The sequence below is a fragment of the Sorangium sp. So ce887 genome, from assembly GCF_051521455.1.
Classification (GTDB): Bacteria; Myxococcota_A; Polyangia; order Polyangiales; family Polyangiaceae; genus Sorangium.
The window spans coordinates 11319245-11340169 of the sequence record NZ_CP150354.1 but is presented as its reverse complement, the minus strand read 5'-3'; the positions used below and the strand labels follow the sequence as shown (position 1 = coordinate 11340169).

16 protein-coding genes and 2 tRNA genes are annotated in these 20925 nt (G+C 73.0%); 8 read left to right on the top strand and 10 right to left on the bottom strand.

Translation table 11 applies throughout. From position 1 onward, the window contains the following. The first annotated feature begins 173 nt into the window (after positions 1-173). Positions 174-1388, top strand: coding sequence for a hypothetical protein (locus tag WMF36_RS42555; RefSeq protein WP_437576572.1), 1215 nt, complete (start codon positions 174-176; stop codon positions 1386-1388). A 39-nt stretch (positions 1389-1427) separates the two neighbouring features. On the opposite strand, the gene WMF36_RS42550 is transcribed toward WMF36_RS42555, so the two are convergent. Next, entirely contained in the window at positions 1428-1748 is a 321-nt protein-coding gene (locus tag WMF36_RS42550) for a hypothetical protein (RefSeq protein WP_437576571.1), read from the bottom strand. A gap of 1538 nt (positions 1749-3286) precedes the next feature. Here WMF36_RS42550 and WMF36_RS42545 point away from each other — a divergent pair. Continuing rightward, positions 3287-4909 (top strand): thiamine pyrophosphate-binding protein, encoded by a 1623-nt coding sequence (locus WMF36_RS42545; RefSeq protein ID WP_437576570.1) that lies wholly within the window; start codon positions 3287-3289, stop codon positions 4907-4909. 5 nt (positions 4910-4914) lie between these two features. After that, complete coding sequence (locus WMF36_RS42540; RefSeq protein ID WP_437576569.1) at positions 4915-5436, top strand: M17 family peptidase N-terminal domain-containing protein; 522 nt, start codon at positions 4915-4917, stop codon at positions 5434-5436. 19 nt (positions 5437-5455) lie between these two features. Here the strand turns inward: WMF36_RS42540 and WMF36_RS42535 are convergent, their stop codons facing one another. The 6 genes from WMF36_RS42535 to WMF36_RS42510 form a co-directional block, all read right to left on the bottom strand. After that, positions 5456-7522: an ATP-binding protein gene (locus WMF36_RS42535; protein WP_437576568.1), complete on the bottom strand. Its 2067-nt coding sequence runs from the start codon at positions 7520-7522 to the stop codon at positions 5456-5458. Positions 7523-8099: 577 nt separating this feature from the next. Beyond that, complete coding sequence (locus tag WMF36_RS42530; protein ID WP_437576567.1) at positions 8100-8267, bottom strand: hypothetical protein; 168 nt, start codon at positions 8265-8267, stop codon at positions 8100-8102. Positions 8268-8276: 9 nt separating this feature from the next. Continuing rightward, entirely contained in the window at positions 8277-10640 is a 2364-nt protein-coding gene (locus WMF36_RS42525; RefSeq protein ID WP_437576566.1) for a Lon protease family protein, read from the bottom strand. 112 nt (positions 10641-10752) lie between these two features. Beyond that, positions 10753-11748 carry a universal stress protein gene (locus WMF36_RS42520; protein WP_437576565.1) on the bottom strand — a complete coding sequence of 332 codons (996 nt, stop codon included), beginning with the start codon at positions 11746-11748 and terminating at the stop codon, positions 10753-10755. Then, positions 11742-14558, bottom strand: a complete 2817-nt coding sequence (locus WMF36_RS42515; protein ID WP_437576564.1) for a glycoside hydrolase family 65 protein — start codon at positions 14556-14558, stop codon at positions 11742-11744. The genes WMF36_RS42520 and WMF36_RS42515 overlap by 7 nt, the downstream gene beginning before the upstream one ends. A 282-nt stretch (positions 14559-14840) precedes the next feature. After that, positions 14841-15248 (bottom strand): response regulator, encoded by a 408-nt coding sequence (locus WMF36_RS42510; protein WP_437576563.1) that lies wholly within the window; start codon positions 15246-15248, stop codon positions 14841-14843. A 319-nt stretch (positions 15249-15567) separates the two neighbouring features. Here WMF36_RS42510 and WMF36_RS42505 point away from each other — a divergent pair, with 319 nt between their 5' ends. Next, entirely contained in the window at positions 15568-16230 is a 663-nt protein-coding gene (locus tag WMF36_RS42505) for a response regulator (protein WP_044970202.1), read from the top strand. Positions 16231-16266: 36 nt separating this feature from the next. Here the strand turns inward: WMF36_RS42505 and WMF36_RS42500 are convergent, their stop codons facing one another. Next, complete coding sequence (locus WMF36_RS42500; RefSeq protein ID WP_437576562.1) at positions 16267-16902, bottom strand: pentapeptide repeat-containing protein; 636 nt, start codon at positions 16900-16902, stop codon at positions 16267-16269. 53 nt (positions 16903-16955) lie between these two features. On the opposite strand from WMF36_RS42500, the gene WMF36_RS42495 reads away from it, so the two are divergent. After that, positions 16956-17840 (top strand): alpha/beta fold hydrolase, encoded by an 885-nt coding sequence (locus tag WMF36_RS42495; RefSeq protein WP_437576561.1) that lies wholly within the window; start codon positions 16956-16958, stop codon positions 17838-17840. Between the two features lie 93 nt (positions 17841-17933). Next, a complete protein-coding gene (xth, locus tag WMF36_RS42490) occupies positions 17934-18743 on the top strand; it encodes an exodeoxyribonuclease III (protein ID WP_437576560.1) in 810 nt (269 codons plus the stop codon). Positions 18744-18756: 13 nt separating this feature from the next. On the opposite strand, the gene WMF36_RS42485 is transcribed toward xth, so the two are convergent. Next, a complete protein-coding gene (locus WMF36_RS42485; RefSeq protein ID WP_437576559.1) occupies positions 18757-19854 on the bottom strand; it encodes a penicillin-insensitive murein endopeptidase in 1098 nt (365 codons plus the stop codon). A gap of 289 nt (positions 19855-20143) precedes the next feature. Here WMF36_RS42485 and WMF36_RS42480 point away from each other — a divergent pair. After that, positions 20144-20217: transfer RNA gene (locus WMF36_RS42480), tRNA-Arg, on the top strand. 75 nt (positions 20218-20292) lie between these two features. Then, positions 20293-20365 (top strand) — tRNA-Lys (locus tag WMF36_RS42475). Between the two features lie 156 nt (positions 20366-20521). Here the strand turns inward: WMF36_RS42475 and WMF36_RS42470 are convergent. Next, complete coding sequence (locus WMF36_RS42470) at positions 20522-20821, bottom strand: hypothetical protein (RefSeq protein ID WP_437576558.1); 300 nt, start codon at positions 20819-20821, stop codon at positions 20522-20524. Positions 20822-20925: the final 104 nt, after the last annotated feature.

Here is a 20925-nt window from a genome sequence, read left to right as displayed (position 1 = left end):
GGCCGCCGCTGCACGGCGGCGTGCGCGCGGCGCTCGCCTCGTTCTCGGAGCATCGCCCCGGCTCGGCGTCGCGGCGGGCTGCCCGGGCGCGGCCGCGCTTCGTGCGCGCGGCGCTCGTCGCAGCCGACCGCGCGCCTTCCGAGACGATAGGATGCGCGCTCCAAGGAGACACGATGCAACGTCGAATCCTGGTCTTGTCCTCGCTTTTTTGGCTGGCGGCGACGACCCTCGCGGCCGCGCCGACCGTCGCGCAGCCCGTGACGCCTCGCCCGGCGACGCGCCCGGCGCCCACCTCCTCGGCGCCGGCAGCGGCCGCACCTGGGCCGGAGGGATCACCGCCCGTGCCGGGAGCTGCCGAGCCGCCCGCGGGCGCCGAGCCGCCTGCGGGCGCCGAGCTGCCTGCGGGCGCCGAGCCGCCTGCGGGCGCCGAGCCGCCTGCGGGCGCCGAGCTGCCTGCGGGCTCCGAGCCGCCTGCGGGCGCCGAGCCGCCTGCGGGCGCCGAGCCGCCCGCAGGGGCGCCGGCCGAGCCCGCGGTAACCCCGAAGCGCAGCACGGAGATCTGGTCCACGTCCCTCTCGGACTCCGCGCTGGGGCCGCCGCCCGCTCCCGCGCCGGACCGCGACGGCGCGCTTGGCGGGGGGAGCGTCCCGCGCGGCCGGCGCGGGGCGATCGGCGTGGAGACCTCGTCGTTCACCGGCGGCGACAGCGACGTCTCCGGGCTCGCGATCGCCCTCTTTGCCCGCGTGCCGTTCGCCGAGCACACGTTCCTCGACGTCCGGGTCCCCTTCGGGCTCGCAATGGATGAGCGGACCGACGCCGTGCTTGGCAACGTGATGCTCGGTGCCCACCACGTCGGCCGCGTCGGCCGGACGCTCTGGCTCACGGTGGGCGGCGCCGTCGGGCTGGCGACGCTCTCGGGCCAGACCCACGACCACGACAGCTACGAGCCGGTCGGCGCGAGCCGGGCCTACTGGGACCTCCACGAATACTTCCCGAGCATCCTCCCGATCCACGCGCGCCTCGGCGCCGAGGCCCACGTCGGCCCGCTGATCGCGCGCGCCCAGATCGAGCCGGTGCTCTACATCCCGCTCGGCCGCAACGACGAGTACGAGGTCGCCATCCAGCACGCCGCCGAGCTCCAGATCGGCCATGGGATCGGCGGCGGCGTGCGCGTGCAAGGCATGGCGCTGGTCACGTTCGACAACGTGGACATCCGGCACGCCGTCGCGCGCAATCTCTACGTCCTCGCCCTCGAGCCGTTCCTCGCGATGGAGCGCAAGACCGCGTTCGTCCGAACGGGGCTGCTGCTTCCCTTCGACGAGGAGCTCGGCCCGCCGCTCGACCACACCTGGGGCTTCCACTTCACCGCGGGTGTCCGCATGGACTGAGGCCCTCGGCGGCCGAGACCGGCGGCGGCTGCCGTCCGGCTACGCGCCTCGGGCGCGCGTCGCCTCGCCGATCGCGTGGGTGATGTGCCCCTCCAGCTCGCCCGCGGGCAGCTGCTCGGACTCCACGACGACAAGGCGCGCTCCCGCGTCCTCCGCCAGCAGCTCGAACGTCCGCGGCGCGCGGTCGTGCAGGTGGCTCGGCAGGACGATCGCCAGCGGGCGGAGGCGGACCGCCATCCCCCACGCCGACGCCGCCTCGCAGGAGCGGACAAGGAAACGAGCGCGCGCCGCAACCCTGCGGCAACGGGCCAGAAAACCGGGGCTGCAGTCGAGCGCCAGCACGATGGGAATCCGGATCAACTGACTGCTGCTACTAGGGGGCTCCGACATAGGAAGATGCTACTCCAGCGAAGCGCTATTGCGCGTCCTCTTATCCCGCATAACCGATACAGAGCTTTCCCGAAATAGAAAACAACAAGGTCGCCAGCTCATGTAAGCAGTCACGCGTCCGTTTGGTGTATTGGGTAACGTTCTGTGAGAACAGGATATTTGAAATGAACGCTGCGAGAAGGAAGGACCCAGCGCACTGCTGCCCACGCCGCCCGGCGCGCAAATTCGCCGAGAAAGTTGGCCCATCTTCAGCGAGTGACGCCCTGACCGATCGCGCGTTGATGAAATGATGTGCCGAGGACGGAGTCCATCCCGGTGGCTCAGGCATACCCGGACGGATGAAGTCGGCGTGCACGTAGCAGACGCCGCTCGGGACGTAGGCTGTGAAGCCAGCGTCCACGAGAGCGTCGCACACGATGGCTTGCGTTCACCCATCACGCCTGCGAAACGGTCGTCGTGGCGCGATGGCGCCTCGAGCCCGCCGAGGTTGCCGCACCTCAAGGAAGTTGGCGCGCATACGTAAAGGAGATCGCGTGTCATCGCGATGCGGCGCGCGCGCCGCGCCCGCGCGGCCATGTGCCCGGGTCGCCACCCCGCCGCCGCCGCCCGCCCTCGTCGAGCGTCCGGAGCTCACGACCGCGCGCCGCGCTCGGGGCGGCCAGGAGGACATGCTCCTTCTCACCAACCACCATGGGCTCGCTGAGCCCTCGGCGGATGAACCGGTTAACTCGCTCACAGATGCTCGCATGCGGGCTCGGCCCACGCCCGAATGTTTCCACCAGGTTGCGGGGAGCGCGGGCGTCGGCGGCGAGCCGTGGGGCGATCCCCTTCCGAAACGTCCGGAGCCGGCCCCCAGGCGGGCGGCTGCAGGGCAGGGGCACCGGGAGAGGTCGAGAGAGAGGGTGGTGTCGAGCTGGCAGCTGCAATTAAGACCCCGACTATATCATTTCATCGCCCGGAGAGAACAGCGCCGGGCAGCGGACACCATGGCGCCGGTCGCGCCGGGTGGACGACAATCTCGCAGGCAGGGGCGGAGTCGACCCTGTAGCGTTGCTGGATTTTTACAGCACTGTCCGCTGCAAGCGGGGTATTCCCCGGGTGCGGCATGGACGACCCGCTCCGCGGATAGCGTGGTTTCGCGGGCCGGGGAGGCGGCGCGCGCGCCGAGAGGGGGTGCGCTGGCCCCGGAGCACGCTCGAAGGAGATCGGGAGGTTGGGAAGAACACCGAGCCTTCTCCTCACCTCCGCTCGTGCCGGTTCAGAGGCGGGCACCCCCGCGGCGGGCACGACCCGCCGGCGCCGCCGCGGGGTGGAGCTCCGAAGCAGCGGCGCCGCACGCGCGGCCGCCGGGGTCGGTCCCGGGAAGCCGCCTGGGTCGTCCCGGGAAGGCGAGCGCCCCGGCCGGTGAGGCGGCTTGCCCGGCGGGCGGCGCCGGCGGCAGCGCGGCGGCTCGAGAACGGCCCGCTCGCCGGGAGGACGCTGGGGCGCACATGGTATATGCCGGCCCCATGGCGCAGGTGCACGGCGGCAAGCTCGTCTCGAAGGCGCTCGCGAGACACGGGGTGACCCACCTCTTCACCCTGTGCGGCGGACACATCCAGGCGATCTATGACGGGTGCCTGGACGACGGCATCCGCGTCGTCGACGTGCGGCACGAGCAGACGGCCGGCCACGCCGCCGACGGGTACGCGCGGGTCACAGGGAGGCCAGGGGTGTGCGCGGTCACCGCGGGACCGGGCGTCACGGACGTGGTGACGGCCGTCGCCAACGCGCAGCGCGCGGGGATCCCGATGGTGGTCATCGGCGGCGCCGGACCGCGGGCCCTCGCCGACATGGGCTCGCTGCAGGACATGAACCACGTCGAGCTGATGCGCCCCATCTCGAAGTGGAGCGCCGCCGTCCCCTCGACCGACCGCATCCAGGAGTACGTGGACTCGGCCTTCCGCGTCGCCCAGGCGAACGTGCCAGGCCCGGTCTTCCTCGAGATGCCGCTCGACCTCCTGATGGGCTTCGCAGGCGACGAGGCGCCCGCCACCGCGCCCATGGCCCCGGCCCGCCCCGGCGGCGACCCGGCCGCCGTCGCGCGCGCCGCGACCCTGCTGAGGGAGGCCGAGCGGCCCATGTTCATCGTCGGGAGCCAGCTCCGCTGGTCGCCGCGGCGGGACGCGCTGCGCCGCTTCGCCGACGCCGTGAAGGCGCCCTTCTACCTGAACGGCATGGCCCGCGGCGCGCTGCCCCACGCCCACCCGGGGCTGATGAGCCGCTCGCGCCGCTTCGCGCTCTCCCAGACCGATCTCTGCGTGGTGCTCGGCACCCCCTTCGACTTCCGGCTCGAGTACGGCCGCGCGATCGGCCCGGCCGCGAAGGTCGTCCAGATCGATCTCGACGGCAGCGAGCTCGGCAGGAACCGCCGCGTGGACGTCGGGATCGACGGGGACAGCGGCGTCGTGCTGGAGCAGCTGCTCGCGGAGGTGCCCGAGAAGTCGGCCGAGGCGTGGCTCTCGGCCGTGCGCGAGGCCGAGGAGCGGTCGCGCGCGAAGATGCTGGCCGAGATCGCGAGCGACGGCGATCCGCCGAACCCGCTGCGCGTCTGCGCGGAGATCGGCAAGCGGCTCGGCAAGGACGACATCGTCATCGGCGACGGCGGGGACTTCGTCGCCACGGCAGCGAACGTGCTGAAGCTCGAGTGGCCGCAGCTCTGGATGGACCCAGGCCCGCTCGGGACCCTCGGGGTCGGGCCGGGCTACGCGATGGCGGCCAAGCTCGCGCGGCCCGAGGCCAACGTGGTGCTCGTGTACGGCGACGGCTCGTTCGGGTTCCACGCGCTCGAGTTCGAGGCGATGGTGCGCCAGGGGATCCCCGTGGTGAGCGTGATCGGGAACGACGCGGCCTGGACGCAGATCCGGCGCGGGCAGGTCGAGATCTACGGCGAGGGCCGCGCGCCCGCGACGTCGCTCGATTTCACCCGGTACGACCGCGTGGTGGAGGCGCTCGGCGGCTTCGGCGCCTGGGTCGAGCGCGTCGAGGAGCTCGGGCCCGCGCTGGACGAGGCGTTCCGGTGCGGCAGGCCCGCGTGCGTCAACGTGAAGATCGCGAAGAGCGACTTCCGCAAGGGCGCCATCAGCGTCTGATCCGCGTGGAGCTCCGGTTCATCTCCCCCGACCTGCAGAGCCTCGACGAGCTCGACTCCGAGGTGCTCGCGTGCGCCCCCTTCAGCGACGCGCTGCCCGCCCACGGCGTGGCCGGCCTCTGCGACTGGCGGCTCGGCGGCCGGCTCTCGGAGCTGAGGCGGCAGGGCCTGATCACCTGCGAGCTCGGCGAGGTCGTGATGATCCCGTGCAAGCCGCGCATGGCCTTCGACAAGCTCGTCCTGTTCGGCGCCGGCCGGCGCGACGCGTTCGACGAGGCGACCTTCCGCGAGGTCGTGCGCCGGATGCTCGCGACGATGGGCGGGCTCTGCACGCGCGTCGCCGTGGTGGAGCTCCCGGGGCGGCACGACGGGCTCATCCCCGCCGAGCAGGCGGCCGACGCGCTCCTCGACTGCGCGGGCAGGGAGCGCGGCGACAACGTGTGGACGCTGGTCGAGCGCGCCGAGGGCAGGCAGCAGATCACGCAGCACATGATCGAGCAGCGCCGCCGGGTGCGGCGGGCGCTGTAGCGCGCGCGGCGCGGACGCGTCAGGCGAGCGTCTTCGGCAGGTCGACGGTGAACGTCGCCCCCTCGCCCGGGCGGCTGTCGACCTCGATCGTCGCCCCGAGCGCGTCGGCGATCTGCCGCACGATCCACAGCCCCATGCCGAAGCCGCTGTAGTTCTCGCTGGAGACGGCGCGCTCGAAGCGCTCGAAGATGCGGGCCTGCTGGTCCGGCGCGATGCCGATGCCGCGATCCCGCACCACCAGGCGGGCGCGATCCCCGAGGTCCCAGACCGCGACGTCGATGGGCTTGCCGGCGCCGTACTTGATGGCGTTCGAGAGGAGGTTCGTGACGATCTGATCGAGGCGCAGGCGATCCCACCGGCCGACGATCGAGGCGGAGGCCGACAGGTCGACCGGGCAGCCCGCGGCGGCGAGCTCGTCGCGGAACCGATCCAGCACGTCGTTCACCGTGGCCGCCAGGTCGACGTCCTCGAGCTCGATCTGCAGGCGGCCCGCGGAGATGCGCGAGATGTCGAGCAGGTTCGTGATGAGCCGGGCGAGCCGCTCGACCTGCCGCTTGATCATCTCGAGCCGCGGCGTCGCGCGCTCGGCGGTGAGATCGCCGCGCTTGCCGGCGCGCAGCAGGCCGTCGACCTGCAGCTGCATGGGCGTGAGCGGCGTGCGGAGCTCGTGGGACGCGATCGTGAGAAAATCGTCGCGCGCGCGCACGGCGAGCTTCGCCTCGCGGTAGAGCCGGGCGTTGTCGACGGCCAGGGCCGCGCGCCGCGCGAGATCCTGCGCGAGATCGAGATCGACGGCGTCGTAGCGCCGGTGCGTCGAGGCGAACGAGAGCGTGCCCAGCGTCCGGCCGCGCGCGGTCAGCGGGACCGTGAGGTGCGAGGCGAGCGAGAGCGAGCGCAGCGCCTCGTAGTGCGCCTGATCGAAGGAGATCGCGCGGACGAACGAGTCGGTCACCCGGGGGGTGAGCTCCGGCTGCGCCGTGCGCAGGACCTTGCCGATCCCGCGCCCGGCGGAGTCGGCCGTGAGCTTGCCGAGGAGCTCGGTCGCCGCCGCCATCGAGGGATCCGCGTGGGCGGTCACCTGCCGCTCGATCGCGCCGGACTCGTCCTGCAGGAGGAGCACGCAGATCTGGGCGAAATCAGGGAGCGCGACGCGGACCACGCGCCGCAGCGTCTCCTCGAAGTCCAGCGACTCGCCGAGGATCTGCCCGGCCGAGACGAGGATGCGCTGCGCCTCGTGGACCCGGCGGCGCTCGGTCACGTCGCGGGTGACCTTCGCGAAGCCGCGCAGGCGCCCGGCCTCGTCGAAGAGGACGCTGATCACCTCGTTCGCCCAGTAGCGCGTGCCGTCCTTGCGGACGCGGTAGCCCTCCTGGACCGAGCGGCCGGTCTCCACCGTGCACTCGAGCTCCGCGGCGGGCCTGCCGAGCTCGATGTCCTCCGGCGGGAAGAGGACCGAGCAGTGACGGCCGAGGATCTCGTCTTCGCGGTAGCCGTTGATCCGCTCGGCGCCCGGGTTCCAGCTGGCGATGCGGCCCGCGGGGTCGAGCATGAAGATGGCGTAGTCCTGGACGCCCTCGACGATGAGGCGGAACCGCTCCTCGCTCTGCTTGAGGCGCCGGTCGGCGCGCGCCTCGGCCGCCTCCATCTCCCGGCGCAGGAGGAGCTCGCGCATCCTGCGGTTCTCGTCCTCGTAGTGCTTGCGGCGCAGCTGCGCGCGCAGGCGCGCCTTGAGCACGGTGAGCTCGCCCGTCTTCGTGACGAAGTCGTCGGCGCCGGCCGAGAGGGCGTCGAGGATCGCCTTGTGGTCGTCCCGGCCGGTGAGCATGAGGAGCGGGATCGACCGCCACGCGGCGTTCGCCTTGATGCGGAGGCACGTGGCCGGACCCGACAGCCCCGGCATCACCATGTCGAGCAGGATGCCGTCGACGCGCGCCGCCGTGAGCCGCGCGAGCGCCTCCTCCCCCGAGTGGGCGAGCACCGCGACGTAGCCCTCGTCGCGCATCGCCGCCGCGACCTGGTGCAGGTACGTGGGGCTGTCGTCCACGATGAGGATGCGATGAGGCGGGTTGTCGGATGGGCGGATCATGGGAGCCTCCCAGGCAGGCTCCGGTCAGCGAGGGCAGCCGCCACGGCGGACCGCGCGGTCGTGGCCGAACCGGTGCTGCACCCGCCGATGCCCGCCCGCGGCGCCCCCACCCTCATTGGCCACCCGTGCAGGTTGGCATGCCCTCTCCCCCGGCCGTCGCGAGAAGCCTACCTGGCCCGATGCACTTTGCGTACAGCATCCTTTTTCTACCAGACGCCAGCCGCTCGCAACGTTGCGCCCCCCACGGTCCACCGGAATCCCAGCCACGAGGTCTCCCGATCGCCCGGGCGGGCTGGGCTGCCCAGAAGCAGCGTAAGGAGGTCTCTGTACGGTGAATCAGGCAAATGGCGATTGACAGTCGCCCAATATACTGAATTTGTTGCCCAATCGGCCGACTCGATGCCTTCTGGAGAATCGCGGCTTCACGGCGCCGCGTCTGCCTCGACGAGGGCGTGAATGCGCGGCGCGAGGCGGAGCTCATCGCCTCTCCGGAGCCCCGGATGAAGCGCTGAACTGCGGGGTCGGCGAGAGACAGCCCGGAGCGCGCGAGTCCGTCACCCCTCGTCGATGAGCCCGATCATCCGGCGGGCTCCTCGGGCGGACCGGCGGCGCGCGCGACCTGGTCGGGGCGGACCGCGGCCGGATCGAAGCGCTGCGCCGACGCCAGCATCCTGTGGAGCGTGGGCTCGAACGGCGCGTCCGGGGACCGCTGGAAGCGGAGCGGGTCTGTGCGCTTCGCGGCCATCGGTCCTCCTCAGCGACCCCGGAGCATGCTCCTGGGATCCGCGCTCGGCCCCCCTCTCATCGTGTCGGCGATCGCCTGGTGGAAGCGCTCCAGCCGCTGGTCCGCCGCGTGGAATACGGTCCCGTCCGGATACCTCCCGTCCGCGTCGGCGACGCCCGCCGGGACGCCGGTGATGATCTCGATGCCCTCCTCGACCGAGCTCACCTCGAACACGTGGAAGCGGCCGGCCTCGATCGCCGTGACGACGTCGCCCCGCAGCATGAGCGCGTCGCGGTTGGCGCTCGGGATCAGCACGCCCTGGTCGCCCGTCAGGCCCTTGGCGGCGCACAGATCGAAGAAGGCCTCGATCTTCTCGTTGATGCCGCCGACGGGCTGGATGCTCCCCTGCTGGTCGATGCTGCCCGTCGCGGCGAGCTCCTGCCGGATCGGGACGCCGGAGAGCGACGACAGGAGCGCGTACAGCTCGCTCGACGAGGCGCTGTCGCCCTCGATCGGCTCGTAGGTCTGCTCGAAGACGAGCGAGGCGCCGAACGACAGCGGGCGGCGCTGGGCGAACCGGTCCGCGAGGAAGCCCGTGAGGACGAGCACGCCCTTGCTGTGGAGCGGGCCGGACATCTCGACCTCGCGCGCGATGTTCACCGGGCCCTCGCGGCCCGGGTAGACGACCGCCGTCACCCGGCAGGGGCGGCCGAACGTCTGCGGGCCGTCCGACAGGACCGAGATCGCGTTGACCTGCCCGACGCGCCGGCCGGTCACGTCGATGCGGATCGTCCCGTCGGAGAGCATCTCGTGCACGTGGTCGCGGAAATGGCTGCCGCGGCGGCGGGCCGACTCGAGCGCCTCGTTGACCTCGGGGCCGTCGACGACCTTGCGGCCGCGGCGCTGGGCCCGGTAGCCGGCCTCGGTCGCGACCTCGGCGATGATCCCGAGCTGCGCGCTCACCTTGGTCTGGCTCTCCGCGAGCCGGCCGCCGTGGAAGAGGAGCGCGGTCACGCCGTCGGCCGTGATCGGCGGCAGGCCGCGATCGTGCGCGAAGCCGGCGAGGAACGCGGGGTAGGTGAGCAGCGCCTGATCGAGCGAGATCGTCGTCTCGAAGCGCGCCTGCACCTTGAAGAGCTGCGAGAACTCCGGATCGGCGTCGTGCAGGTCCTGGTAGAGCTGCGGGTTCGTGACGAGGACGACCTTCACGTCGATCGGGATCGGCGGGAAGAGCAGCTCCTCCGAGGTGCCGCGGAAGTACGACGGGTTGTGCTCGGGCACGATGAACTTGCCGGCGAGGAGGCAGGCCTTGAGCTGCTCGTAGAGCGCCTCGTTCTTGAGGAGCGCGCCCGCGGGCAGGATGAGGAAGCCGCCGGCCGCCTCGTGGAGCGCGCCCGCGACGGCGAAGCCGGGCTCCGGCGGGAAGCCGGAGTCGGGCGGCGCGTGGGTGCGGCCGAAGAGGGCGCTCAGCGTGGGGTAGGGGACCTCCACGACGGGGGCGCCGGAGTCGGGCGTGTGCTCGGTGAGCAGCGTCGGGACGACCACGCCGCGCGGCAGGGTGCCGCCGCCCTCCTCGCCGCGCGCCTCGTCGACGAGCAGGCGGAACTCCTTCGACACGACCGTCTCGACGTCCGCGAGGAAGGCGCTGATGTCGTCGCGCCCCTCGAAGCGCGCGCGCACCGGCTGGAAGCAGCCCTTCACGCCGTCGCTGAGCAGCTGCTTCACGACGCCGCGCAGCTCGACGTCGGCCTCGTCCTGCACCGTGGCGAGCCGCATCTCGAACTCCTCGATGGAGCCGGCGATGGCGAGCAGGGCCTCGCTGTCCGGCGAGGTCGAGGCGTCCTGGATCGAGGTGATCTGCACCTCGTCGTCGCCGCGGACGAGGTCGAGGCCGAGCTCGCGCGCCGCGGACTTGAGCTGCTCCTCGAGCCGCCGCTCCTCCGCGTTGACCCGGCGCTGGATCTTGCCGCGCGCCTGCTTGAAGCGCTCGCCCTCGGTCGCGCCGCGCAGGGCGTCGACGAGCTTCTCGTGGAGCTCCTCCATCGCCTCGACGAAGGGGCGCCCCTCGCCCGGGGGGAGCGACAGGACCGTCGGCTCGCTCGGGCGGTGGGGGTTCGGCAAGAGGAGGATGTCGTCGGGCGTGGGGCGGCTCGCGGCGATGCGCTTCGCGACGGCGCGCGCGCAGAACGTGCGGCCCGTGCCGGGCGCGCCGACGACGACGACGTGGAAGCGGGGCTGGCGGATGTCGAGGCCGAAGGCGAGCGCGGCGAGGGCGCGCTCCTGCGAGCCGATGCCCGCCGACAGCGGCGCGACCTCCTCCGTCGAGGAGAAGCGGAAGCCCTGGGGCTCGACGATCTTGCGGCACTCGCTGGCGGGCAGCTTCCGGGAGACCATGGCGGCGCACAATAGCGCCTTTCGCCGCTCGTTGGCGTGGCGCCCGACCGGCGGGGCGCCGGCGCGCCGATCCGCGCCGGCGAGCGCGCCGGAGCGCACGCGGGAGCGCGCTCTATCGCCGCAGGACCATCACCGGGCAGGGGGCGCCGCAGAGCACGTCGCGGAAGACGCCGCCGTGGTGATCCTCGAGCTGCCCGTGCCAGACCAGCACCACGAGATCGCTCGCCAGCTGGCCGGCGAACCGCAGGATCTCGGCCGCCGGCTCGCCCTTGCCGAGGAAGAACCGCGTGGCGACGTCGTGGGGGCAGTGGCCGATCGCGCTCAGGAACCGGCCCAGGAACTCCTCGGTGAACGCGGGCCACTCATGGTGGGGCTGGTCGACGTACAGGGGCGCCACCATCGCGCCCGGCTCGGAGGGCGCCGGCGCCGAGACGGGCGGCGCGTCGTCGTCGGCCTCCTTCCGCGGCGAGGCGCAGCCGACCATCACGATGTCGAGCTCGGCGCCGAGCCTGCGGGCGAGCTCTCCGGCGGGGGTGATGGAGGCGGCCGTGCTGGGGGTCCCGTCGAGCGGCAAGAGGATGCGCTCCAGCCGCGACGGCGGCCGGGTCGCCGGGCCGATGACGACGACCCCGCAGGCGGCGGCCTCCAGCGCGCGCGCGGCGAGCCGGCCGACGCCCAGGCGCTCGTCCAGGAGCTCCTCCGGCTCGGAGGCCACCACGACGATCGAGGCCCCGCGGCCCCTCACCGCCGACGCGAGCGCGCCCGGCGGATCCTCGCTCGCCGCGACGCGCAGCACCACGCCCTGCAGCGCCTCCGGGGCGACCCCGAGGTGGGCGGGCACCTCGCTCGCGTCGATCGGCTCGGAGCAGACGAAGAGCCCGTGCAGCGGCGCCTGGAACGCGCCGGCGATGATCCGCCCGAGCCCGAGGGCGCCGAGGTGGGCGCGGCGGCCGTGGAGCGCGACGAGCACGTCCTTGCTCCGCGCGCCGCTCTCCGGCGAGGCCTCGTCGCCTCCCTCGCGCGCCCCGATCAACGGCTCGGCCTCGGCGGCCGGCCCGGACAGCGCCCCGCGTTCGCCGAGAGACCCATCGCGCACAGCGCTCAGCATGTCGTGACCTCCTCCCAGGGCTGGAACCGGCCGCCGATCCGCCGCGTGGCGTAGCGGCGCCCCGGCTCGGCCAGCACGGCCGAGGCGGGCGCGCCCGCGTCGAGCAGGCCGATCGGCAGCGGCGCGCTCCCCTCGAGCGCGACCTCCACCGCGCCGTCCTCCACGTGGATCTCGAGCGCGCGCCCTCGCCAGAAGATCGGGATCTTGAGGTGCCGCCAGCCCGGCAGCAGGTGCGGCTCGATGGCGATCGCCTCGTCCTCGCCCGCGCTGGGCGGCGCGTGAGGGAGCCGCTGCGCGAGCGCGCTCCGCGGCACCCGCGTGACGCCGGCGACGCCGAACGCGACCGCCTGCCAGAGGCTGCCCATCGCGGCGATGTGCACGCCCCCCGCGGCGTTGCCCATCGTGTTGCCGAGGTCGATGTCGGCGGTCTGGTCGAAGTAGCGCTCGGCGTGCGCGTGGAGATCGAGCCGGGCGGCGACGAGCGCGTGCGTGCCCGGGCTCAGCGAGCTCCCGTGGGCGGTGCGCGGCTCGTAGTAGAGGAAGTTGTCGCGCCGAGCGCCCGCGGGCACCGCGCTCCAGAGCAGCGCGAGGAGCTGCACGACGTCCGCCTGCTTCACCACCTGGCAGGCCTGCGTCCGCTCGCGCCCGAGCAGCACGTCGATCGGCGCGCTGCGCACGGCGTAGTCGGCGATCGAGAACGGCTCGAGGCGGAAGTAGCCCGCGAACTGCTCGATCAGGCCCGTGCGCGGGTCGATCCCGAGGACCATGCGATCCGCGACGTCGCGAAAGCGGTCGACCTCCTCGGGCCGGAGGTCGAGCCGCGCGAGCACGTCGCCCCGCGCGACGCCGCGCCGGACGACGTCCGCGGCGGCGCGGAGGTTGTACCGCGCCATCCAGTTCGTGAACGCGTTGTCGTCGACGGCCTCGTGGTACTCGTCCGGCCCGATGACCCGCCGGATGCGGGCGAGGCCGTCCGCCCCGATCTCGGCGCGGCTCGCCCAGAAGCGCGCCGTCTCGATGAGGATCTCGGCCCCCTCGCCGCGCTCGAAGTCGAGATCGCCGGTCGCGCGGCCGTAGGCGTGCGCCGCGTAGGCGACGTCGGCGCTGATGTGGTGCTCCTGCTCGCCGGAGAGCACCCGGGTCACCTCGCCGAACGGCGTGACGACGAGCGGCGGCGTCGTCTCGTCGCCCGTGTCCGCCGACTCCCACGCGTAGAGGGCGCCCTCGTAGCCGAGCGCCTTCGCCTTGCGGCGCGCGCCCGCCAGGGTGCGGTGCCTGTACAGCAGCAGCGCGCGCGCGGCCTCGGGGTAGCAGTGCGTGTAGAAGGGGACGAGGAAGGTCTCGGTGTCCCAGAAGACGTGGCCGCGGTACGCCTCCCCGCTGAGCCCGCGCGCGCCGATGGAGCAGCGCGGGTCGTCCGGGTTCGCGGCGCCGATGAGGTGGTACAGGGCGAACCGGAGCGCCCGCTCGATCTTCGGAGCGCCGTCGAGCTCGACGTCGGCGCGGCGCCAGCGCTCTGCCCACGCGCGCGCGTGCTCGCCGAGCACGTCGTCCATGGCGCGCCGCGAGAGCTCCGCCTGGAGCGCCTCGCCCGCCTCGCGCGGCGCGGGCGTGTCGCGCGACGTGTGCAGCGTCGTCGTCCGGAAGAGGCGGCGCGGCTCGGCGACGCGGACGCCGATGTCGCAGCGCTCGGCGATGGAGCGCGCGCCCTCGGTGCGCTCGCAGCGCGCGCCCTCCCCGGCCTCGGGCGGGGGCGAGCCCTCGGCGGCCTGCCCCGGGAGCACGCGCAGGTGCGAGGTCATCGCGGTCTCGAGCCCGCCGCGCGTGTGCCCGACGAGGAGCAGGCTGTCCGCGCTCGCGTCCGCCGCGAAGCGCTCCCAGTGCGCCGCGCCGCTCGCGCTCTTCACGTCGCCGCTCAGGATCGCGTCGACGCGGATCGTCCCGGTGAAGTTCAGGGGGGCGACGCTGAGCGCCTCGACGAGGACGTGGCGGTCCGCGAGCGACGCCGCGTGGAGCGTGTGCAGGTGCGTGAGGTGCCCCGCCTCGCCGCGCCGCAGGCACTCGCGCAGCAGCACGCCGCGCCGCATGTCGAGGGCGCGAAGGTGGTGCAGCACGCCGCTCGTCTCCGCGGAGAACGACTCGCCCTCGATGACGACGCTCAGCCGGCCCCAGTCGGGGGCGATCACGAGCTCCGGGACGCGGCTGACGTCGGCCGAGGGCTCGAACGCGCCCGCGATGAACGTCGCCGGCCGCGACACGCGCGAGCCCTCCGGGAGCGACGCGCGCGAGCCGAGATAGCCGTTGGCGATCGCGAGCAGCGACTCGATCTCGTGCTCGCGCGCCACGTCGAACCCCGGCTCCTCGATGGACCACGCGGCGTCGCGCGGCGCCGCGAGCGGGCCGAGCTCCCGGTCGAGCTCGCGCTGGAGCGCGAGGATCTCGCCGAGCCGCTGCGCGCCCGCCGTCGCGTGGATCGCGCCGGCGAGCTCGGGCGCGTCGCGCAGCCCGCGGGCGTCCGCGGCCGGCGCGCCCCCCCCCGGGTCCGGCGAGATCGCGAGCCAGTCGTGCCGCGCGATGCGGAGCGGCGCGATCCCCTGCGCGAGCAGCGCGGCGATCGCGGAGCGCCCGTGCGGCTCCGCCCTGTCGACGAGCGCGACCGCGGCGCCGCGGCGATCGAAGCCGTAGAGCTCCGCGCCCCCGAGCGCGCCGACGAAGAGCCGCCTGCGGTTCTCCGCGTGCACGACGCGCTCGAGCCGCCGCGCGAGGTGGGGCACGCCCTCGCGGGCGAGGAGCGCCACGCGCGCCCCCATCGCGAGCAACGCCGCGGCCGCGTCGGCCGCTTCCGGGAGGAGGCTCGCGTCGATCGTGATGAAGCGGAAGCGGTGGTGCAGCTCGGCCGGCAGCCTAATCGCGGCCGCCGGCGCGCTCGCGGGGCCGGGGCTCCCCGGCCCGCCTCGCGCGAGGGCAGGCGGCCCGGCGGCGCTGTCTAGGAGCGACGACATCTCCGGCTTCTCCCGGGGGCCACGGTACGCGAGGAGCGTGCCGCCGCGCCTGTGCAGGCCGGGAGCAGGGAGGGGCGCGGCGGCTGTGGGCTAGCGCTGCACGGCGCCGGTCAACCGAGCGAGCACCACGAGGAGCCGGTCGACGTCGAACGGCTTCGCGAGCACGCCGGCCACGGCGCCGCGGATGCTGGGCTCGCTCACGCCGGAGAGCAGGAGGACGGGCACCTCGACGCCCGCCGCGGCGAGCGCGGCGAGGAACTCCTCGCCGGTCATCTCGGGCATCACATAGTCGAGCAGCACGGCCCGCGGCCGGGCGCCGCGGGTGAGACGATCGAGCGCCTCCAGCGGTCGCGTGAACCCCTGAACGCGGTAGCCCTCGTCGGAGAGCAGGTCCATCAGCGATTCGACAAGCGCGGGGTCGTCGTCAACGACGAAGATCTCCGCGCGCGCGAGCGGCGCGGCGCCGGCCAGGCATGGAGAAGGGCCCGGCGAGCTCATCCAATTCCTCTCGATCGCTGGCCTTTTCGGCGCATGAGACGCGCAAAGGATACCAGACGGCCGCCGCGACGGCATGGGGCATGCCGCGGCGTCGCGTCGTAGTGCCTCCCACGCCGCAGATCTCCACTGAGCTCCGAAACTCGCTCAGGACGGAGTTTTCCTTATCAATTGGGCTTGCCGCCGCGCCGTTGCTTGCAGATCGTTGAGCACCTGATACCCCTGTAAGGTTCCTCCCAGGACGACCCGAGCAGCTTGACTTGGACTGCTTGCGGGTATCGAATTGTGGCCCGAAGGACACTCCAATCCCCCTGTGGTCATCATGGCGGAAACCCCTGCTAGCAAGCTGCACATTTATCTGATCGACGATCACCCGGTCGTCCGCGAGGGCTTCGCTCGAGCGCTCTCGGACGAGCCCGACATGGTCGTCGTGGGCCAGGCCGGGACAGCAGCCGACGCCTTGCGCGAAACGGCGAGCTGCAAGCCGGACGTGGTGCTTGTCGATCTCAACATCCCCGACCGGGACGGCATCGAGCTGCTCGGGGCGCTGAGAGCGCAGCTTCCGCAGGCGAAGCTGCTCGTGCTGAGCGGCTACGACGACGAGTTCCGCGTCGCCGAGGCGCTGCGCGCCGGGGCGCAGGGATACCTCGTGAAGACCTCGAAGCTCGAGGAGGTCATCGAGGGCATCCGCCGGATCGCGACCGGCGGCGCGCCGCTGTCCTCGAGCATCGCGGGCGCGGTCGTGCGGGCGATGCGCAAGCCGGCGAGCGAGGGCTCCGGCGGCCTCGACGCGCTGACGCCGCGCGAGCGCCAGGTGCTCCGGCTGCTCGCGGCCGGCGTGTCGACGCGCGAGACGGCCGCGCGGCTCACGATCAGCCCGAAGACGGTGGAGACCCACCGCGTGCGCATCTACGCGAAGCTCGGGTGTAAGAGCGCGGTCGAGCTGACCCGCATCGCGGTCCGCACCGGGCTCATCGAGGCGTAGCCCGGCCGCGGTCACGGCGCGGGCGCGCGCCCCCTCTCACTTCGTGGGAGCGGGGCGCTTCGACTTCTTCCTTCCCGGAAGCGTTCCCTTCGCGGTTGCCTTCGGCGCCAAGCTCGCGCTCGCTCGGCGCTTCGCGTCCTCGAACAGGCGATCGATCCGCACGCCGTCGATGGTGAGCCCATCGATCTTGCAGCCGACGATCGTGACCTCGCGGAGGTCCGACGCCTCGATCCGAGCGCCGCGCAGGCTCGCGCCGGACCACCGGGTCTCCGCGGCGTCGGTGTTGTCGATGCGTGCGCCGCGCAGGTCGACGTCATCGAGCTCGGCCTTCGCGAGGGCGACGTTGTGGAGGCGTGCGCCGCGCAGGTCGACGTCGTCGAGCTCGGCCTCCGCGAGCGCGGCGTTGTGGAGGCGTGCGCCGCGCAGGTCGACATCGTCGAGCTCGGCCTTCGTGAGGGCGACGTTGTGGAGGCGTGCGCCGCGCAGGTCGACGTCATCGAGCTCGGCCTTCGTGAGGGCGACGTTGTGGAGGCGTGCGCCGCGCAGGTCGACGTCGTCGAAGTCGGCCCCGGCGAGCGCCGATCCGTGAAAGCGCTCGGGCCTCGGCGGCTGGACGACCTGGTCCTCCGCGGCGTCCGCGCTCGCCGGCGCGATGGAGGGCTTCTTGACCATGGGGCCATGCTAGCGCTAGGCGCAGGCCGCGCGCCCGCGCCGCCCGGAGAGCCATGAACGCCCACGCCGCCTTCGTGCCCCACCACGCCCTCGTCACCGCGCCATCCGCGGCGCCTGCCCGCTGGATGCTCGTGCTGCACGGCATCTTCGGCTCCGGCGCCAACTGGCGCACCTTCGTCCGGCGCCTCGCCGACGCCCAGACCGCCGGCGGCGCGCCCGGCGCCGCGGCCCGGCCGTGGGGCTTCATCCTTGTCGACCTGCGGGCCCACGGCATGTCGCAGAGCCCGCCTGCTCCGCACACCATCGCGGCGGCGGCCGACGATCTGCTCCGGCTGGGCGACCGCCTCGGCCTCGATATCCGCGGCGTCATGGGCCACTCGTTCGGCGGCAAGGTGGCCCTCGCCTACCTCGAGCGCCGGCCCGAGGGCCTCGAGCGCGGCTTCCTCCTCGACGTCGATCCGAGCGCCAGGCCCGCCGGCGAGAGCGGCTCGGAGAGCCCCGGCGTGCTCGAGCTGCTCCGCGCGATCCCGCAGCCGATCGCGTCGCGCGAGGCGTTCCTGGAGGCGGTGCAGGCCGCCGGATTGAGCCGCGGCATCGGAGAGTGGCTGGCGATGAACGTCCGCCGCGAGGGCGACGGCTTTCGCATCCGGCTCGACCTCGACGTCCTGAACGAGCTGCTCACCGACTACTTCGCCCGCGATCTGTGGCACGTCCTGGAGGACCCGCCGGCGCCGGCCGGCCCGGGGGTCGAGGCGCGGCGCGTCCATGTCGTCCTCGGCGGTAGGTCGGCGTCGGTCTCGCCGGCGTCGCGCGCCCGCTTCGAGGCGCTCGCGGCGCGCGCGCCCTGGCTGTCGGTCCACGTCCTCCCGCGCGCCGGTCACTGGCTCCACGTCGACGATCCGGACGGCCTCTTCGACGTGATCCGGGCGGCCCTGTGACCTGCGCTCCCCTGTCCCCGGTGAGCGGAGCGTGCGCGCCCGGATCCAGGCTTTCCGTCCTGCTGTCCATCCATTATCGGTGAGGGGACCCCCATGCGCATCGCGTCCTGGAATGTGAACTCCATCCGCACGCGGCTCGAGCAGCTCACGAGCTGGCTGGTCCGTGCCGCGCCCGATGTCGTCTGCATGCAGGAGACGAAGGTCGAGGACGGCAGCTTCCCCGAGGCCGCGCTCTCCGAGGTGGGCTACCGGTCGGTCATCTTCGGCCAGAAGTCCTACAACGGCGTCGCGATCGCCGCGCGCTTCGGCCTGTCGGTGGACGACGTGAAGAAGGGCCTCGACGGCGACGAGGAAGACGTCGCCCGGCGGATGCTGTCGGCCACGGTCGAGGGGATCCGGATCATCAACGTCTACGTGCCCAACGGGCAGGCGGTGGGCACGCCGGCGTTCGCCTACAAGCTCGCGTGGCTGGAGCGGCTCCGGCGCGAGCTCGAGGCGAGCTACCGGCCCGATCAGGAGATCCTGATCTGCGGCGACTTCAACGTGGCGCCCGAGGCCATCGACGTCGCCGAGCCGAAGAAGTGGGAAGGGCAGGTGCTCTTCCACCCGGACGAGCGGGCGGCGCTGGGCCGCCTGATGGAGTGGGGGCTCGTGGACGCGTTCCGCGCCTGTCACCCCGCCAAGGCGGCGTACAGCTGGTGGGATTACCGGATGGGCGCGTTCCGGCGCAACAAGGGCCTTCGGATCGACCTCGCGCTGCTGACGCGGCCGCTCGCCGCGCGATGCACCGATGTGTCGATCGACACGCGCCCGCGGGAGCTCCAGCGCCCTTCCGATCACGCGCCGGTCGTGGTGGAGCTCGCGGACGGCGCGGCGCCGCCCGGGGCCGTGCCGGCGGCCTGAGCGCGGCCGGGCGTCAGCGGGGGGCGTCGTCCGCGGCGGCGGCGCCCGCTGACGGCGCGGACGCGGCGGGCGCGTCGGCGGCGCCCGCTGACGGCGCGGGCGCGCTGGCGTCGAGCGGCTTCTTCGCCTCGTCGGCGGCGCACGCGGGGCGGGCGAGCGACTCCTCGACGCAGGCGGCGCGCATCGACGGGGGGCACATCACGCGGATGTGGAAGTGGTCGTTGTGCAGATCGGCGTCCCTGGGGCTCATCATCGCGGCGGCGGCCCGGGTCCGGAGCTCCGCCGGGACGCGCTTCTTCGTGGCGTAGGCGAGCAGCCGCGCCTTCAGCGCGTCGGTCACGAACAGGTACTTGACCCCTGCGTGCCGGTCCTGGAGCAGCGCCTCGACGAGCGCCCAGTTGCGCTTGTCGTCGAACCGCGCCCCGGGGAGGCCGATGGCGTTGCCCTTGTCGTCGAACGCCACGAACCGGTCGGTGCGCAGCGTCCTGCCCTTCGAGTTCACGACGTAGAACCCGACGTCGACGTCTCGCCCCGTCTGGTGGGAGTTGTGCCCGTCGAGCGGGCCGCCCGTCCTGGCCGAGAGATCTCCGACGAGCAGCGCGGAGTCGCCGTGCTTCTTGGCCACCTGGAAGGCGGCGCGCCGCAGGGCCTTCACGAGCACGGGCAGCCCCCATGTCCTGGCGCCCTCGCGCGTCTTGAGGTGCCTCGACGACCGGAGCCGCACCGCGCCGATCAACCGTCCCCGGTTGGGCGCCCCCTTCGACAGCAGCCTGCGCTCGTCGGCCTCGGCGGCGGTGCCGCCGCGCGCCGCGCGGGAGGTCTCGTCCCGCTTCGCCGCGCGCTTCTTGCTGGCGCGGTCCGCGGTCTTCCCCTTCGCCCCGGCGCTCCGTGCCGCCCGCGCTCCGCCCTCGTCGCTGGCCGAGCTCCGCCGCGCGGCGGAGCGCTTGCCCTGCGGGCGCCTGTCCGGCTGCTGCTCCGCCGAGGCGACCTGCGTGCTCGACGGGGCGCCCAGGGCCGGCGTCGCGACCGAGAGCGCGAGCGCGAGCAGGAGCGCGGCGACAGGGCCCCGGGACGCGAAGCAGCGGCGAGAGAGCGGGCGAAGCAACGGCATGACGGGGGCGGACCCTACCCGCGGCGCGGCGGGCAGAGAAATTCTTTCGCAGCCGCGCAGCCGCCGCTGGCGAGGTGAGGCGAGGCGGAAGGCGTGGCCGCGAGGGGCGCTCGGCCGGTTGCGGCAGGGGAGGTGCGCCGCGCCGCGCGGGCGAGCTCAGGAAGCGTCCGTCCAGGCTCATCGGGGACGGCGGCCTGAGAATTGCGCGTCACGTCGCTTCATCGCCTTGACACAACGGCTCCGGTGCGGTTAGAAGCGTTCCGCGAGCCTCGCCGAGGGGCGCGCAGGAGCGCCCGTAGCTCAGCTGGATAGAGCGTCGGACTTCGAATCCGAAAGTCGCCTGTTCGAATCAGGCCGGGCGTACCGGGCTCAACGGACCAGGCGATCCGGCGAGATCCCGGGAGCTGTTCCAGAATCGGTCGGTTTGACAATTCATTCGGGCCATTAGCTCAATTGGTAGAGCAGTGGACTCTTAATCCATTGGCTGAAGGTTCAAGTCCTTCATGGCCCACCCGAAATGATTGAAGAACGCAGCCAGCCCGAGCGGCCGGCTGCGACAGCCGGGATAGATGCTCGAAAGCCCGACGATCCAGGGGGTTGTCGGGCTTTTGGTGTTCTGAGCGGCGCGTCAGGTCGACGTCACTCCGTGCTGTGCGTCATGTCGACGTCACTCCGGCGAGATCGAGGATCGCGTCGTGCAGCGGCTTCGGGGGCCGAGGTTGAGCTCGGCGTGGGTCCGGTCCTGTCGCTTGTAGCGGTAGATCATCTGCGACGACTTGTGCCCCGTCCGGTCGGTGATCCACGCCTCGGTCTTCCCTGCAGCGAGGTTCACGGTTACGAAGGTCGCCCGCAGGTCGTGTGCGCGGAGCGGGATGCGTGTGCCGCTCGCCTCGAACAGCTGCGGCCGGTGAACGCCCGCCTCCTTCAGGCACGCGCGCAGGTCCTCCGCGGCGCCGAACCAGTTCACTGTGCCGCCGAAGTGGTCGACGAGTGGTGCGGCATTTGGGTCCGCAACCGATCGAAATCGTTGGATCCGGAATGGCAAATTGCAGCACCACCTCGCTTCGATTC